Here is a 13,222-nt window from a genome sequence, read left to right on the forward strand (position 1 = left end):
TTGGGGACTATCGGGGGAGGGAGGTGGGGGAGGGAGGTGCGGGGGGGGAGGGCGAGGGTCAGCCGAAGCGGCCGGACACGTAGGCCTCGGTGGCCTCGTTGTCGGGGTTGGAGAACATCTTCGCGGTCGGGTTGAACTCCACCAGCTGGCCGGGCTCGCCCACCGCCTTCAGGTTGAAGAAGCCGGTGTCGTCGGAGACCCGGGCCGCCTGCTGCATGTTGTGGGTGACGATCACGATCGTGTACTCGGACTTCAGCTCGTGGATCAGGTCCTCCACCGCGGAGGTCGAGATCGGGTCGAGCGCCGAGCAGGGCTCGTCCATCAGCAGCACCTCCGGCTCGACGGCGATCGCGCGCGCGATGCACAGACGCTGCTGCTGGCCCCCGGAGAGGCCCATCCCGGGCTTGCCCAGGCGGTCCTTCACCTCGTTCCACAGGTTGGCGCCGCGCAGGGAGCGCTCGACGATGTCGTCGGCGTCGTCCTTCGACATCTTCTTGGAGTTCAGCCGGTTGCCGGCCAGGACGTTCTCATAGATCGACATCGTCGGGAACGGGTTCGGTCGCTGGAAGACCATCCCGATCTGACGGCGTACGGCGACCGGGTCGACGTGGGGGGCGTAGAGGGACTGGCCGTCCACCTGGACGTCACCGCTCACCCGGGCGCCGGGGATCACCTCGTGCATCCGGTTCAACGACCTCAGCACGGTCGACTTGCCGCAACCGGAGGGTCCGATGAACGCGGTCACCGACTTCGCCTTGATGTGCACGTTGACGTTCTGCACCGCGAGGAAGTCGCCGTAGTAGATGTCGAGGTTGGAGACCTCAATGCTCTTGGCCATGGTCTTTTCAGTCCTTCTTTCAGCGCCCGGTCTTGGGGGCGAACACGTTGCCGATGATGCGGGCGATGAGGTTGAGAGCCATCACGATGATGATCAGGACCAGGGCCGCGCCCCAGACGCGGTCGGTCCAGATGTCGCCGTACTTGGCGCTGGAGGTCTGGCTCAGCGATGTGTAGATGTAGACCGGCAGGGTCTGCACGGGCCCGGAGAACGGGTTCCAGTTCGCCGACGGGAAGGTGCCGACGATCAGCAGCAGCGGGGCGGTCTCCCCGGCCACCCGGGCGATGGCCAGCGTGACCCCGGTGACGATGCCGGCCACCGCGGTGGGCAGCACGACCTTCACGATGGTGCGCCACTTCGGCACCCCCAGGGCGTACGACGCCTCGCGCAGGTCGTCGGGGACCAGCTTCAGCATCTCCTCGACCGAGCGGATCACGGTGGGGATCATCAGCAGGGACAGGGCGACGCCGCCGCCGATGCCGAGGCGGGGGAGCTGGTTGCCGGTGATCACGATGAACAGCGACACGGCGAACAGGCCGGCCACGATCGAGGGGATCCCGGTCATCACGTCGACCAGGAAGGTGATCCCCTTGGCCAGGGGCCTGCCGGCGCCGTACTCCACCAGGTAGATCGCGGCGAAGACCCCGACCGGCACCGCGATGACGGCCGCGAGCGCGGTGACCATGATCGTGCCCATGATCGCGTGGTAGATGCCGCCGCCCTGGCCGAGCGCGGCGAAGCCGGTCATGTCGCGCTGCAGGAACTCGGGGGAGAGCACCGGCCCGCCCTTGACGACCACGGTGACGATGAGGCTGACCAGCGGGATCATCGCCACTGCGAAGGCCGACCAGACCAGGCTGCTGACCAGTCGGTCGGCGGCCTTGCGGGACCCTTCGACGAGTCGGGACCACACCTGCAGCCCGAGCACGAAGACCAGCCACGCGATGAGCAGCATGACGGTGATGCCGCTGCCGAGCAGCAGCCCGGCCACCACGCCGATCGCGGCCGCGAAGGCGCCCGCCAGCAGCGGAGCGGTGTGCGGCAGCTGGCCGGCGGTGATGCTCATGACGTCCGTGTCGGGGACGGCGGGAGCCTCGGTCTGTGCACTCATGGCCCTCACCCCTTGGCCCGGCCGCGGGTGGCGATCCAACGACCCGCGAAGTTGACGATGAACGTGAGCAGGAACAGGGCCAGGCCGGCGAAGATCAGCGTGTTGATCTTCGAGCCGGAGGCGTTCGCGAAGTAGTTGGCGATGAAGGCTGCGATGGTGTTCGGGTTCTGGCCGGAGACGAGGCTCAGCGTGAGGTGGCCGGTGCCGGTCGCGGAGAGCACCATCGCCACCGCCATCGTCTCGCCGAGGGCGCGGCCCAGGCCGAGGAGCACGGCGGCCACCATGCCGGAACGTGCGTAGGGGAAGACCGCCAGCTTGATCATCTCCCAGCGGGTGGCCCCCAGGGCCAGGGCCGCCTCCTCGTGCGCGCGGGGCGTCTGGGCGAAGACCTCGCGCAGGATCGCGGTGACGATCGGCAGTGCCATCAGGGCGAGCACGATGGCGGCGGTGAGCAGGGAGCGCTGGTTCGCGGAGCCGTTGAAGAGGGGGATCCAGCTGGCGTGCTCGCTGAGCCACTGGTAGGCCGGCAGCAGCCTCGGGGCCAGGACCTCCAGGCCCCAGAGCCCGAACACGACGCTGGGTACGGCGGCGAGCAGGTCGACCAGGTAGCCCACCGGCTTGGCCAGCCTCTTGGGCGCGTAGTGCGAGATCACCAGGGCCAACCCGATCGCGAGCGGCGTCACGATGATCATCGCGATGACGGAGGCGTAGACCGTCCCGAAGAGCAGCATCCCGACGAACTTCCAGATGCTGGGCTCGCCGTACGCCGACTCACCCGATGCGTCCAGGGCGGGAAGACCGCGGAGCGTCAGGAAGACCCCGACACCTGCAAGGAACAGGATGACGAGCAGGCCGGCCCCCAGCGCGGTGCCGCTGAAGACCGCATCAGCCGCTCTGGTCGGGGGCTTCGCCGGGGTCTGCTCGACCTCCGGCTGCTGGTCGACCGTGGTGCTCACTGAACCTCCATCAGGAGTGGATCGGGGTGGAAAGGCGAAAGGGGGCCGGGCTCGGATCGCGCGCCCGGCCTCCTTCCGTGGTGCGGGTGGATCAGGAACCGATCGTCGCGACGATGTCGCGGGCCTTCTTGAGGATGGCCTCGGAGAGCGGAGCCGAGCCGGCCTCCTCGGAGCCGATGTTCTGGCCCTGCTCGGAGAGGATGTAGGTCAGGTAGCCCTTGACCTGCTTGGCGGTGGCCTCGTCGTCGTACTGCTGGCAGGCGAGCAGGTAGGACGTCAGGACGATCGGGTAGGTGCCCGCTTCGCTGGTCTCGTGGTCGAGGTCGTAGACCAGTGCGGTGTCGCTGGCCGACTCGGCCTCGGGGGAGACGTCGAGGATCTTCGCGGCGGCCTCGGCGGACGGGGCCACGTAGTCGTCGCCGACCTTGATCATGGCCTGGCCGAGGTCGCCGGCCTGGCTGGCGTCGGCGTACCCGATGGCGTTCTTCTCGCCGTCGGTGACGGACTTGACCACGCCGTCGGTGCCCTTCGCGCCCTCGCCGCCGAAGTTCTTGGGCCAGGTCTCCACGACACCGGCCTTCCAGTCCTTGCCGGCGACCGCGTCGAGGTAGTCGGTGAAGTTCTCCGTGGTGCCCGACTCGTCGGAGCGGTGCACGGGGCGGATGGTGGAGTCCGGCAGGGCGTCAGCAGTGGGGGTGCCCTCGTTGTCGGCGACGATCTTCGGGTCGTTCCACGTGGTGATCTTGCCGGACATGATGCCAGCCAAGGTCTCGGGGGAGAGCTGCAGCTCGTCCACCCCCTCGACGTTGAAGATGATGGCGATCGGCGAGACGTAGTTCGGGATCTCGATGGGGGCCGCACCACAGGTCTCGGTGGCCTTGGTGAGCTCGCCCTCGTCGTCGGTGAGGTAGGAGTCGGAGCCGGCGACCTTGTAGCCACCCGAGATGAAGTTCTCACGGCCGGCGCCGGAGCCCTGCGGGTCGTAGGTGACGGTGACGTCGGGCGCGACGGTGGAGAAGCCGGCGATCCAGGCGTTCTGGGCGGACGCCTGCGAGGAGGCGCCGCCGCCGACGAGGGTGCCGCTGAGGCCCTCGTAGACGCTGCTGTCGCCGGCGTCGCCGGCAACGGTGGACTCGCTGTCGTTGCCACCGCCACACGCGGCGAGGGAGACGAGGGCGAGGGCCGCGATCGCGGGTGTCGCGATGCTGCGGAAGGGAGTGCGCTTCACTTCGTGACTCCTGATGTTCTTGATTTCGATGACATCAGTGAGTGAAAGCCCTCCAGGTGACCGGATTGCTCGGGCTTGGTGAACGAGCGGTGAACGCTGGTCGGCCCTTTGGTCGCCGGACGGCGGAGAAGAGACGGCCATCACGTGAACTGGGCCGGCGGGCCCTTGACTTCAGCGGACGTGATGGGTCTCGGTCGCCACGACCGCCCCCTTGCGGTGGTGGACGACCAGGAGCTGCCCGGGGTCGAGCTTGGGGTCGGCCAGGCCGAGGGTGAAGAACACGTCGGGCAGCACCGGCCGGTGGGTGCACACCACGGTGCGCTTGCCGTCCTCGATCAGCTCGTCGACCACGTCGATGACCCGTTCGACGGTGGCGTCCTCCTCGCTGAGCTCGGCGACCGTCTCGATCTCGCGCGCCGTCGCGTCGGCGTACGGAACCAGCGTCTGCACGCACCGGTAGCTGGTCGAGGAGACCAGGCGGCGCACGTCGTACGACGCCAGCAGCGGCACCAGCCGAGCCGCCTGGGCCTCGCCCTCCTTGAGCAGTGGGCGGAGCCGGTCGTCGGTGCGCCAGCGGGCCCGGTCGCGGGCGTGGGCGTGGCGCAGCACCACGAGGGTGCGGGTCCGGTCGCCGTTGGTGCGGGCGGCGGCCAGGGTCTCGCGGTCGCGCGGATAGGTGAGCAGCTCGTCCGCCTCGTCGAGCGGAACCCAGCGGACCTCGTCGATCTCGTCGTTGGGCTGGTAGCCCGAGACGTCGTCAGCACCGACCACCCAGGCGATCCAGTAGTGCACGACCTTGCCGCGGTTGCCGACCGCGTAGTGCTGGTCGGGCAGCGGCACCCCGAGGCGTACGTCGAGACCGGTCTCCTCGCGCACCTCGCGGGTGGCGCAGGCGGTGACGTGCTCGCCACGGTCGAGCTTGCCCTTCGCGAAGGACCAGTCGTCGTACTTCGGACGATGGACCAGCAGCACGTCACTGCTCTTGCCGGCACCGCCCTTGCGCAGGACCACGGCGCCGGCGGCGATGATGTCGGGCTGGGACATGCCAGTAGTGTCACACCACCGCAACGATGAAGAGGAGTTTGTGCCTGTGCCACGCCGCATGAGTCGCCGCGTCGCGATCGTCACGGCCCTGCTCGTCGTGGTGGCCGGGGCCGCCGCCGTGATCGGCTATGTCGTCTGGCCGCGCGACAGCGACTTCGAGAAGGCCGCAGCGCTCCTGCCCGACGACACGCTGCGGGTGACCTGGACCGACTGGGGTCGGTTGCGAGACGAGCTGCCCGGGCCCGACTTCGTGAACCAGGCCGACGACCGTGACCTGAGCGTCTCCTCGTTGGCCTCGGCAGCCCCGGAGCTCGAGGGCGCCGTCGGCTTCGACCCGACCACGGATGCCGAGTGGGAGATCCTCGGCCAGGGTCGCGAGGGGATGGTCGTCGTCGTGAAGGTCGACGGTGACCTGGGCGAGCTGGCATCGGGTTTCGAGGACGCGGGCTGGACCCGCCCGTCGTCCGACGACCTGGCCGGTGAGGTCTGGAGTGGCGGGGCGGACGTGGCCGCCGCCGCGGGGTTGCTGACGCCCGAGCTGCAGTTCGTCGCCTTCGACGAGGAGCAGGGGTTGCTGGTCGGGTCGGACCAGCCGACCTACCTCGACTCGGCGATGGAGGTGGTCACTGGCGACGAGGACGGCCTCGACATCACGCCGCTCTCCGACGGGCTGGAGCACGACCCGCTCGACGTGACCGCGTTCCTGGGCGACTACGCCTGCGAAGCACTCACCATGGGCGAGGCCGACGAGGACGCGCAGGCGGTGGCCGACGACCTGGTCGACGAGGCCGGTGGGGTCACCCCGTTGAAGGGCTATCTCGTCGCGTTGTCGGCCGAGCGTCGCCTCTCGGTGGTGTTCCGCTTCGCCGACGACGCGCAGGCCGAGCACGACGCGTCATCGCGGGGTGCGCTGATGACTGCGGAGGACCCGGGCCAGATGGTCGCCTATCCCGACCTGGTGGCGTCACCGAGGACGACCACCGACGGGGACCGGGTCGTGATCACCGGTCGCGTCGACGAGTCGAGCGCCCCGATGGCGAACCTGGCGTCGGGCCCGGTCCTGCTCGCCTCCTGCTGATTCCCCCTTCCCGATAGTCCCCAACGTCTCGCAGGTGAACGCGAGCGTTTCGGATGCGAGACGTTGGGGACTATCGGGAAGGTCAGCGGCGGCGTTGGCGGTGCTGCTCGATCAGGACCTGGTGCAGGTGCTGGGTGCCGGACGTGCGGGTCCACTGGGCGTCGGCACCGAGCGTCCACGCCGACGTGTCGTCGTCGAACGCGAGGTCGAGCACCTCGGCCACCCGCCCGACGAGCTCCTGGGTCGGCAGCCTGACCAGCACCTCCACCCGTCGGTCGAGGTTGCGGTGCATCAGGTCTGCCGAACCGATCCACGCGGTCGGCTCCCCGCCACCCGCGAACTCGAAGACCCGGCTGTGCTCGAGGAAGCGGCCCAGCACGGAGCGCACCTCGATCGTCTCCGACAGGCCGGGTACGCCGGGGCGCACGGCGCAGATGCCGCGCACCAACAGCTGCACGGGCACGCCGGCCTGGCTGGCCAGGTAGAGCGCGTCGATGGTGGTCTCGTCGACGATGGAGTTGGCCTTGAGCCGGATCCGGGCCGGACGCCCGGCGCGGTGGTGCTCGATCTCGGCGTGGACCTGCTCGATCAGGCCGTCGCGCACCGAGTCGGGTGCGACCAGGAGCTGCTCGTAGGAGGCGTTGCGCGAGAAGCCGCTCAGGTTGTTGAACAGGTGGGCGACGTCCTCGCCGATGGCTTGGTCGGCGGTGATCAGGCCGAAGTCCTCATAGAGGCGCGCGGTCTTCGGGTTGTAGTTGCCGGTGCCGATGTGGGTGTAGCGGCGGATGCCGTCGGGCTCGTCACGCACGACCATCGACAGCTTGCAGTGGGTCTTGAGGCCGACCAGGCCGTAGACCACGTGGCACCCGGCATGCTCGAGCTTGCGTGCCCAGCGGATGTTGTTGGTCTCGTCGAAGCGCGCCTTGATCTCGACGATCACCAGCACCTGCTTGCCGGCCTCGGCGGCATCGACCAGGGCATCGATGATCGGCGAGTCACCGGAGGTGCGGTAGAGCGTCTGCTTGATCGCCAGCACGTGGGGGTCGGCGGCGGACTGCTCGAGGAACCGCTGCACCGACGTGGCGAACGAGTCGTAGGGGTGGTGCAGCAGGACGTTGTTGCGGCGGGCTGCCTTGAACACGTCGACCGGGCTGGCCGACTCGACCTCGGCCAGCTCGGTGTGGGTGGTCGGCACGTAGGCGTCGTACTTGAGGTCCTCGCGGGCGAGGTCGGCGATGTCGTTGACCCCGCGCAGGTCGAGCGGGCCGGGCAGCTGCACGACCTCCCCGGGCGACACCCCGAGCTCGGAGACCAGCAGCTCGAGCACGCGCGGGTGGATCGACTCCTCCACCTCGAGGCGCACGGGCGGGCCGAACTTGCGCCGCAACAGCTCCTTCTCGAGGGCGGCCAGCAGGTTCTCCGCGTCGTCCTCCTCCACCTCGAGGTCCTCGTTGCGGGTGACCCGGAAGGTGTGCGCCTCGAGCACCTCCATGCCGGGGAAGAGCCGCTTGAGGTGCTCGCCGATGACGTCCTCCAGCGGCACGAAGCGCTGGTTGCCCAGGGGCACGAACCGGCTGAAGATCGGCGGCACCTTGACCCGGGCGAAGTGCTCCTTCTTGGTCTTCGGGTTGCGCACCAGCACCGCGATGTTGAGCGACAGCCCGGAGATGTAGGGGAACGGGTGGGCCGGGTCGACGGCCAGCGGAGTTAGGACCGGGAAGACCCGCTCCTTGAACAGCCGCTTGCACTGCTTCTGCTCGTCCTTGTCGAGGTCCTCCCAGCGCACCAGCTCGATGCCCTCGGCGCGCAGCGCCGGCACGAGGTCCCTCTGGAAGACGGCGGCGTGCCGGGCCATCAGCTCACCGGTGCTGCCCCAGATCGACTCGAGCACCTCGCGTGGCAGGTGACCGCTGGCCGCGCGTACGGCGACTCCGGCCGCGATGCGCCGCTTGAGACCGGCCACCCGGACCATGAAGAACTCGTCGAGGTTGCTGGCGAAGATGGCCAGGAAGCGGGCCCGTTCGAGCAGCGGCAACGATGCGTCCTCGGCGAGCTCGAGCACCCGCTGGTTGAAGTGCAACCAGGACAGCTCGCGGTCGAGGAAGCGATCGGGGAAGTCAGCCAGCGGCAGGGAGCCCTCGTTGGGGACGTAGGGCGGCTCGACGTCGAAGGTCTCGCTGCTCACCGCACGCAGCCCGGGCTCGAAGGGGCCGTCGTCGACCGATCCCGAGGTGTGCGAGGGCAGGCTGTCGTGCGTCATGTGATCGAGTGTGGCACCGCTGGGTGAACGCAGGGTGACGAAGCGGGCCGGCCGGGTGCTCGGCAGCGATCAGAAGCCACCGCCACCGCCGGAGCGGAACGAGGAGCGGGAGCTGCGACCGCCGCCGAACGACGTGAACCGCGACCCGCCCGACCGGCCGCTGCCCCAACCGCTGCCGCCACCGCCTGCGCTGCCCCCGGTGTCGGACTCCCAGACGAACGTGAAGGCCGGCTCGCCGTCGTCGTCGGGGTCGTCGCCCAGCCCTGCCCACGTCATGCGGCGCGCCTTCTCGGCCTCCCTGAGCGGGTGTCGGTTGCGCCGCCAGTAGCCGTCCAGGTAGGCCTTGCTGGCGGTGTCGACCTCCCAGTAGAACCGCAGCCGGCCGGACTTCTCGATCATCCGGATCGGCGGGTCCTGCTCGGCGGCGACCATGTCGGCACAGGCCTGGCAGGCGTGCACCTTGCGGGTGGACCCCGCCTCGGGTCGGTAGTCGACGGAGGTCGTGCTCGGTCCGTGGCGGGGGTCGTAGAAGCACGGCGGGGTGCGGTCGGGGACCGGCTGGCCGGCACGCAGCGCGTCGATCACGGTCAGCTGGTAGCGGGCATCCGCGAGACGGCTGGTGACCTCGGTGGCATCGGCGCCCGTCCTCAGCGAGTCGATCCGGTGCCGAGCCTGCTCGACGAGGTCCAGCACCGTGAGCGTCGCCTCGGCCAGCGCGGAGTCGGGGTCACCACCGGGCGGGAGCGTCGAGACCCTCCTCGAGAGCTCGATCACCTCCTCGTTGAGCGGCGGCCGCAGGACCTCGACGACCTCGGCCTCGGCCCTCGAGCGCCGACGGCGACGCCCCCATGCCTTGCCGCCGGTGACCAGGGCGACCAGGGCCACGATCGGTGCGCAGATCCAGGCCGCCCACCACCAGAACCCGTGGTCGACGTCGTCGCTCTCCTTGATGAACTCGGCGATCATCGTCTCGTAGTCCGGTGCACAGCAGCTGATCGCGTCCTCGGCCGCGCCCTCGACGTCGTAGGTCTCGCCCTCCTCGGCCCACTGGCCGGCATGGAACGACCGGCCCGCACCCTGTGAGGTCGCGTCGACCAGGACGGCGTACGTGCCGTCGGCACCGACCCGGTCGTAGAGCTGGCCGGCCAGCTCGATCCCGGTGTAGGCCAGCTCCTTCGAGGAGCCCGGGCTCGAGTAGTCGTAGGACGGCTCGCCGTCGTCGTCGGGCTCCAGCCGGTCCGCCGGGATCACCGCGATGCGCAGGGGAGCGTCCGCCTCGGCGGCGAGATCGTCGAGGCGCTCGGCCTCCCTGGCGGAGAAGTTGTACGACGCCACGGAGGGGTCGACGTAGAGCCCCGGCTGGGCCAGCTCGACCGCCACCCGGTCGAGGTAGGCATCGGCCTCCGCGTGGGCGGCGTAGGACTTGGTCGGCTCGGACCCGTAGGACGCGGCGCTGTTGTTCCCCTCCTCGTCGTTGAGCGCGAACACCACGATCGGGATGACGAACAGCGCGGGGACGACCTTGGCCAGGTTGATCTTCATGATTCTCCTCCGGACATCCGGGTCAGGCAGTCGTGGCAGACGGGCACGGGGCGCTCGACCCCGCCCGGTGGCGCCCACGACCAGTCGGCGACGGACCTGCCGTGCTCGGGGTCGATGAAGCAGGTCGCGCGTCGTGGCGGGGGAGCGACGCCGTCGAGTCGTGCCCGGGCGCAGTCGAGCTGCCAGCGGGCGTAGTCCGTGGTCTCCTTCAGCTGACGCAGCTCATCGTCCGTGGTCAGCGCGTCCACGCGGCGCGAGGCGTCGTGGTAGGCGTCGAGCCCGGCCTGCACGTGGGCGGCGACGGCCGGGTCCGTCGTGGGGAGGTCCTCGTCGTCGATGCGTTCGCCGAGCCGGGTGACGTCCTCGCGGGCCAGGGCCGCGCGTTCCTCGACGGTGTCGTGCTCGTCGGCCTGCACCCGGAAGCTCGGACGGTAGGGCGCCGGTCCGGCCCACACCTCGCCGCTGTCCCGGGTCTGCCGGAGGCCGGAGCGTCGCCGCCACAGGAGCACGCCGACACCGCCGACGGCCACCACCGCGATGCCGAGGCCGACCCATCCCCACGGCATCCCACCGTCGTCCTCCGACCGGGGAGCGCCCAGCTCGTCGAGGACACCGTTCAGCGTCTGGTCGAGCTGTCCGAGCGTGTGCTTCTCCACCTGGCGGGCCATGATCGGGCCGACCTCGTCGTGCGTGCCGACCGCGGCGCCGTAGGTTCCCACGCCGCCGAACGCGACGACGTAGACACCGTCGGGGCCCAGGGCGTCGGCTGCGGCCGCGATGAAGGCACGCGCGCGCTCCGGGTCACTGCCACCGGGCGACGAGCCCAGCGCGATCGCGGGCAGCACCGCGATGTGCACGTCGTCGCGCCACCCGTCGATGCGCCGGACCAGCTGGTCGGCGTCCTCCGGCGAGAGCGCGCCCGACTGGGGGCTGACGTAGACCGGGGTGTCGTGCCACGCCTCGACGACCGTGGCGACGTAGTCGTCGGCGGCCAGCGGTTGCCCGGCGATCGTGTTCGGTGCGGCTGCGGCGGGCTCCGCGACGGCACTCGACAGCCCCGCCGGTACGGCGTACGAGCCGAGGGCGAGGGCCGCGGAGAGAACGAGGGAGGCGATCACGGACTGTTCCTACCCCAGTGAGGGCCCCTTCACACCGAGATCGACGTACCGCGGGTAGGTTTCACCGCATGTCCTTGGAACACCACCTGAAGAAGCTGACGGTCGTCGGTGTGCTGGCGCTGCCGGAACCGATCAAGCGGCGGCTGGCCGGGAAGCCCGTCGTGGTCGACGGGCAGACCCTCGACCTCGACACGCAGCTGCTGCTGAAGCTGCAGAAGGTGGCGCGCGAGGTGGCCGCGGAGAGCCTGCCGATCGAGCAGGGGCGTGCCCGACTGGCCGCGCAGAGCGCCCTGGTCGGTGGGGCGCAGCCGATCGGTGCCACCCAGGACATCTCACTGGCCGGTGTCCCGGCGCGGGTGTACGTCCCGGCCGCACTCCTGGCGGAGGACGCCCGCCCGACCCTGGTCTTCTTCCACGGCGGCGGCTTCATCTACGGCGGCGAGCACTCCACCCACGACCAGGCCTGCCGGTTCCTGGCCGAGGAGTCCGGGGTGCAGGTCATCTCCGTCGACTACCGGTTGGCTCCCGAGCACCCGTTCCCCGCGGCGTACGACGACTGCGTGGCGGCGTTCCGCACGGTGGTCTCGCGCGCCCCGTCCCTGAAGGTCGACAGCAGCCGGATCGCGGTCGGCGGTGACTCGGCGGGCGGCAACCTGGCCGCCGTCGTGGCCATCGCCGTGGTCGACGACGAGGTCGCGCCCGCCTGGCAGATGCTGGTCTACCCGGTCACCGACAACGTCGGCGTCTCGGAGAGCCGACGCCGCTTCGGCTCCGGCTTCTTCCTGACCACGGAGTTCATCGACCTGGCCATCGACTCCTACCTGCCGGCACCGCTCGACCGCGCAGACCCCCGTGCCTCGCCGCTGCTGGGAAAGATCCCCGCGGGGCTCGCCCCGGCCCACGTGGTGACGGCCGGCTTCGACCCCCTGCGCGACGAGGGCGAGGCGTACGTCGAGCTGTTGCGCGCCGCCGGCGTGCCGGTCACCCACCGCCGCGAGCCCGGCCTGATCCACGGGTTCTTCAACACGATCACGGTCGGCAAGGCCAGCCCGGCCGCGGTGGCCGACCTCGCCTCGCGCCTGGCCATCGCCCTTCGCTGACGCGCTGGCGCTGCGCGGCTACTGCTCCTGCGCGGCTTTCTGCGCCGCTACTGCGCTGGCGCGGCTGACCCGCGGCGATACTGGACGTGGGTGTCGGCGTCGGCGTGGGTGAACCCGAGCCCCTCGTAGACCGCCCGCGCCGGCAGGTTGTCGGACTCCACGTAGAGGATCACCTCGCCGTCGGGGGCCAGGGCCGACGCGAGGTGCTGGAGCCCGGCCAGGGTCAGTGCCTTGCCGAGCCCCCGGCCCTGGGCCTCGGGGTCGATGCCGACGACGTACACCTCGCCGGTCGCCTCCGAGTGTTGCTTGGTCCAGTGGAAGCCGAGCATCCGGTCACCCTCCGTCGCGACCAGGAGGCCGGCCGGGTCGAACCACGGCTCCGCCATCCGCTCGGCCAGGTTGTCGGCGTCCATCGAGCCCTGCTCGGGGTGTGTGGCGAACGCCGCCGCGTTGACCCGGAGCAGCTCCTGCGCGTCACCCTCCTGGAAGCCGCGGATCCCAACGCTGGTTGAGGATTCGGGCAGCTCGAGCGCGACCGGACGCCGCATCACCCACAGCTCTCGGGCCCGGTCGAACCCCCGTTGCTCCGCGAGCACGGCGGCCGCCGGGTGGTCGCCGTGGGACCACGCGGAGAGGGCGAGGTGGGCAGTCGCGTCCGCGAGCGTCGTACCGAAGCCGGCTCCGCGGGCCGAGGGTGCCACGGCGATGTCGACCCCGTCCTCGTGGAGCAGGGCGAAGCCGGAGTCGCCGACCAGCCAGAGCCGTGAGCCCTCGAGACCGCGGTGCTTGAGCCGCAGCGCGGCCGACTCGTCGAGGGGGTCCTGCTGGTCGCCGGTCGCGCAGGCGGCGCGGACCCGTTGCAGCGCGCTCAGCGACTCGTCGTCGAGGGTGGTGATCTCGGTCAGCTGCGCGGAGGCCATGCCTGCGAGCGTAGTCGGGCCGGTTCG

General features: G+C 70.3%; 11 protein-coding genes. 2 read left to right on the plus strand and 9 right to left on the minus strand.

Features of this window, described 5'->3' with window-relative positions:
- Nucleotides 1–58: 58 nt before the first annotated feature.
- The 5 genes from pstB to ncot_RS01855 form a co-directional block, all read right to left on the minus strand.
- On the minus strand, nucleotides 59–838 hold the full coding sequence (gene pstB / locus ncot_RS01835) for a phosphate ABC transporter ATP-binding protein PstB (RefSeq protein WP_168616067.1): 780 nt from the start codon (nucleotides 836–838) through the stop codon (nucleotides 59–61).
- Nucleotides 839–857: 19 nt separating this feature from the next.
- Nucleotides 858–1,949: a phosphate ABC transporter permease PstA gene (pstA, locus tag ncot_RS01840; protein ID WP_168616068.1), complete on the minus strand. Its 1,092-nt coding sequence runs from the start codon at nucleotides 1,947–1,949 to the stop codon at nucleotides 858–860.
- A 5-nt stretch (nucleotides 1,950–1,954) separates the two neighbouring features.
- Nucleotides 1,955–2,905: a phosphate ABC transporter permease subunit PstC gene (pstC, locus tag ncot_RS01845; RefSeq protein ID WP_168616069.1), complete on the minus strand. Its 951-nt coding sequence runs from the start codon at nucleotides 2,903–2,905 to the stop codon at nucleotides 1,955–1,957.
- Nucleotides 2,906–2,996: 91 nt separating this feature from the next.
- Nucleotides 2,997–4,133, minus strand: coding sequence for a phosphate ABC transporter substrate-binding protein PstS (locus ncot_RS01850; RefSeq protein WP_168616070.1), 1,137 nt, complete (start codon nucleotides 4,131–4,133; stop codon nucleotides 2,997–2,999).
- 171 nt (nucleotides 4,134–4,304) lie between these two features.
- Entirely contained in the window at nucleotides 4,305–5,177 is an 873-nt protein-coding gene (locus tag ncot_RS01855) for an NUDIX hydrolase (RefSeq protein ID WP_168616071.1), read from the minus strand.
- A 58-nt stretch (nucleotides 5,178–5,235) separates the two neighbouring features.
- On the opposite strand from ncot_RS01855, the gene ncot_RS01860 reads away from it, so the two are divergent.
- Nucleotides 5,236–6,255: a hypothetical protein gene (locus ncot_RS01860; RefSeq protein WP_168616072.1), complete on the plus strand. Its 1,020-nt coding sequence runs from the start codon at nucleotides 5,236–5,238 to the stop codon at nucleotides 6,253–6,255.
- A gap of 82 nt (nucleotides 6,256–6,337) precedes the next feature.
- Here ncot_RS01860 and ncot_RS01865 read toward each other — a convergent pair whose 3' ends face one another.
- The 3 genes from ncot_RS01865 to ncot_RS01875 all read right to left on the minus strand — a co-directional run bounded on the left by ncot_RS01865 (nucleotide 6,338) and on the right by ncot_RS01875 (nucleotide 11,175).
- The gene (locus ncot_RS01865) at nucleotides 6,338–8,515 is read right to left on the minus strand and encodes an RNA degradosome polyphosphate kinase (protein WP_168616073.1); all 2,178 of its coding nucleotides are present in this window, start codon (nucleotides 8,513–8,515) and stop codon (nucleotides 6,338–6,340) included.
- 69 nt (nucleotides 8,516–8,584) lie between these two features.
- Nucleotides 8,585–10,057 carry a hypothetical protein gene (locus ncot_RS01870; protein WP_168616074.1) on the minus strand — a complete coding sequence of 491 codons (1,473 nt, stop codon included), beginning with the start codon at nucleotides 10,055–10,057 and terminating at the stop codon, nucleotides 8,585–8,587.
- Entirely contained in the window at nucleotides 10,054–11,175 is a 1,122-nt protein-coding gene (locus ncot_RS01875; RefSeq protein WP_168616075.1) for a hypothetical protein, read from the minus strand. Before ncot_RS01875 ends, ncot_RS01870 begins: the two co-directional genes overlap by 4 nt.
- A gap of 68 nt (nucleotides 11,176–11,243) precedes the next feature.
- Here ncot_RS01875 and ncot_RS01880 point away from each other — a divergent pair, with 68 nt between their 5' ends.
- Nucleotides 11,244–12,275: an alpha/beta hydrolase gene (locus ncot_RS01880; RefSeq protein ID WP_168616076.1), complete on the plus strand. Its 1,032-nt coding sequence runs from the start codon at nucleotides 11,244–11,246 to the stop codon at nucleotides 12,273–12,275.
- A 47-nt stretch (nucleotides 12,276–12,322) separates the two neighbouring features.
- Here ncot_RS01880 and mshD read toward each other — a convergent pair whose 3' ends face one another.
- On the minus strand, nucleotides 12,323–13,195 hold the full coding sequence (gene mshD / locus ncot_RS01885) for a mycothiol synthase (RefSeq protein ID WP_168616077.1): 873 nt from the start codon (nucleotides 13,193–13,195) through the stop codon (nucleotides 12,323–12,325).
- Nucleotides 13,196–13,222 lie beyond the last annotated feature (27 nt).

The sequence above is a fragment of the Nocardioides sp. JQ2195 genome (genome assembly GCF_012272695.1).
Taxonomy (GTDB): Bacteria; Actinomycetota; Actinomycetes; order Propionibacteriales; family Nocardioidaceae; genus Nocardioides.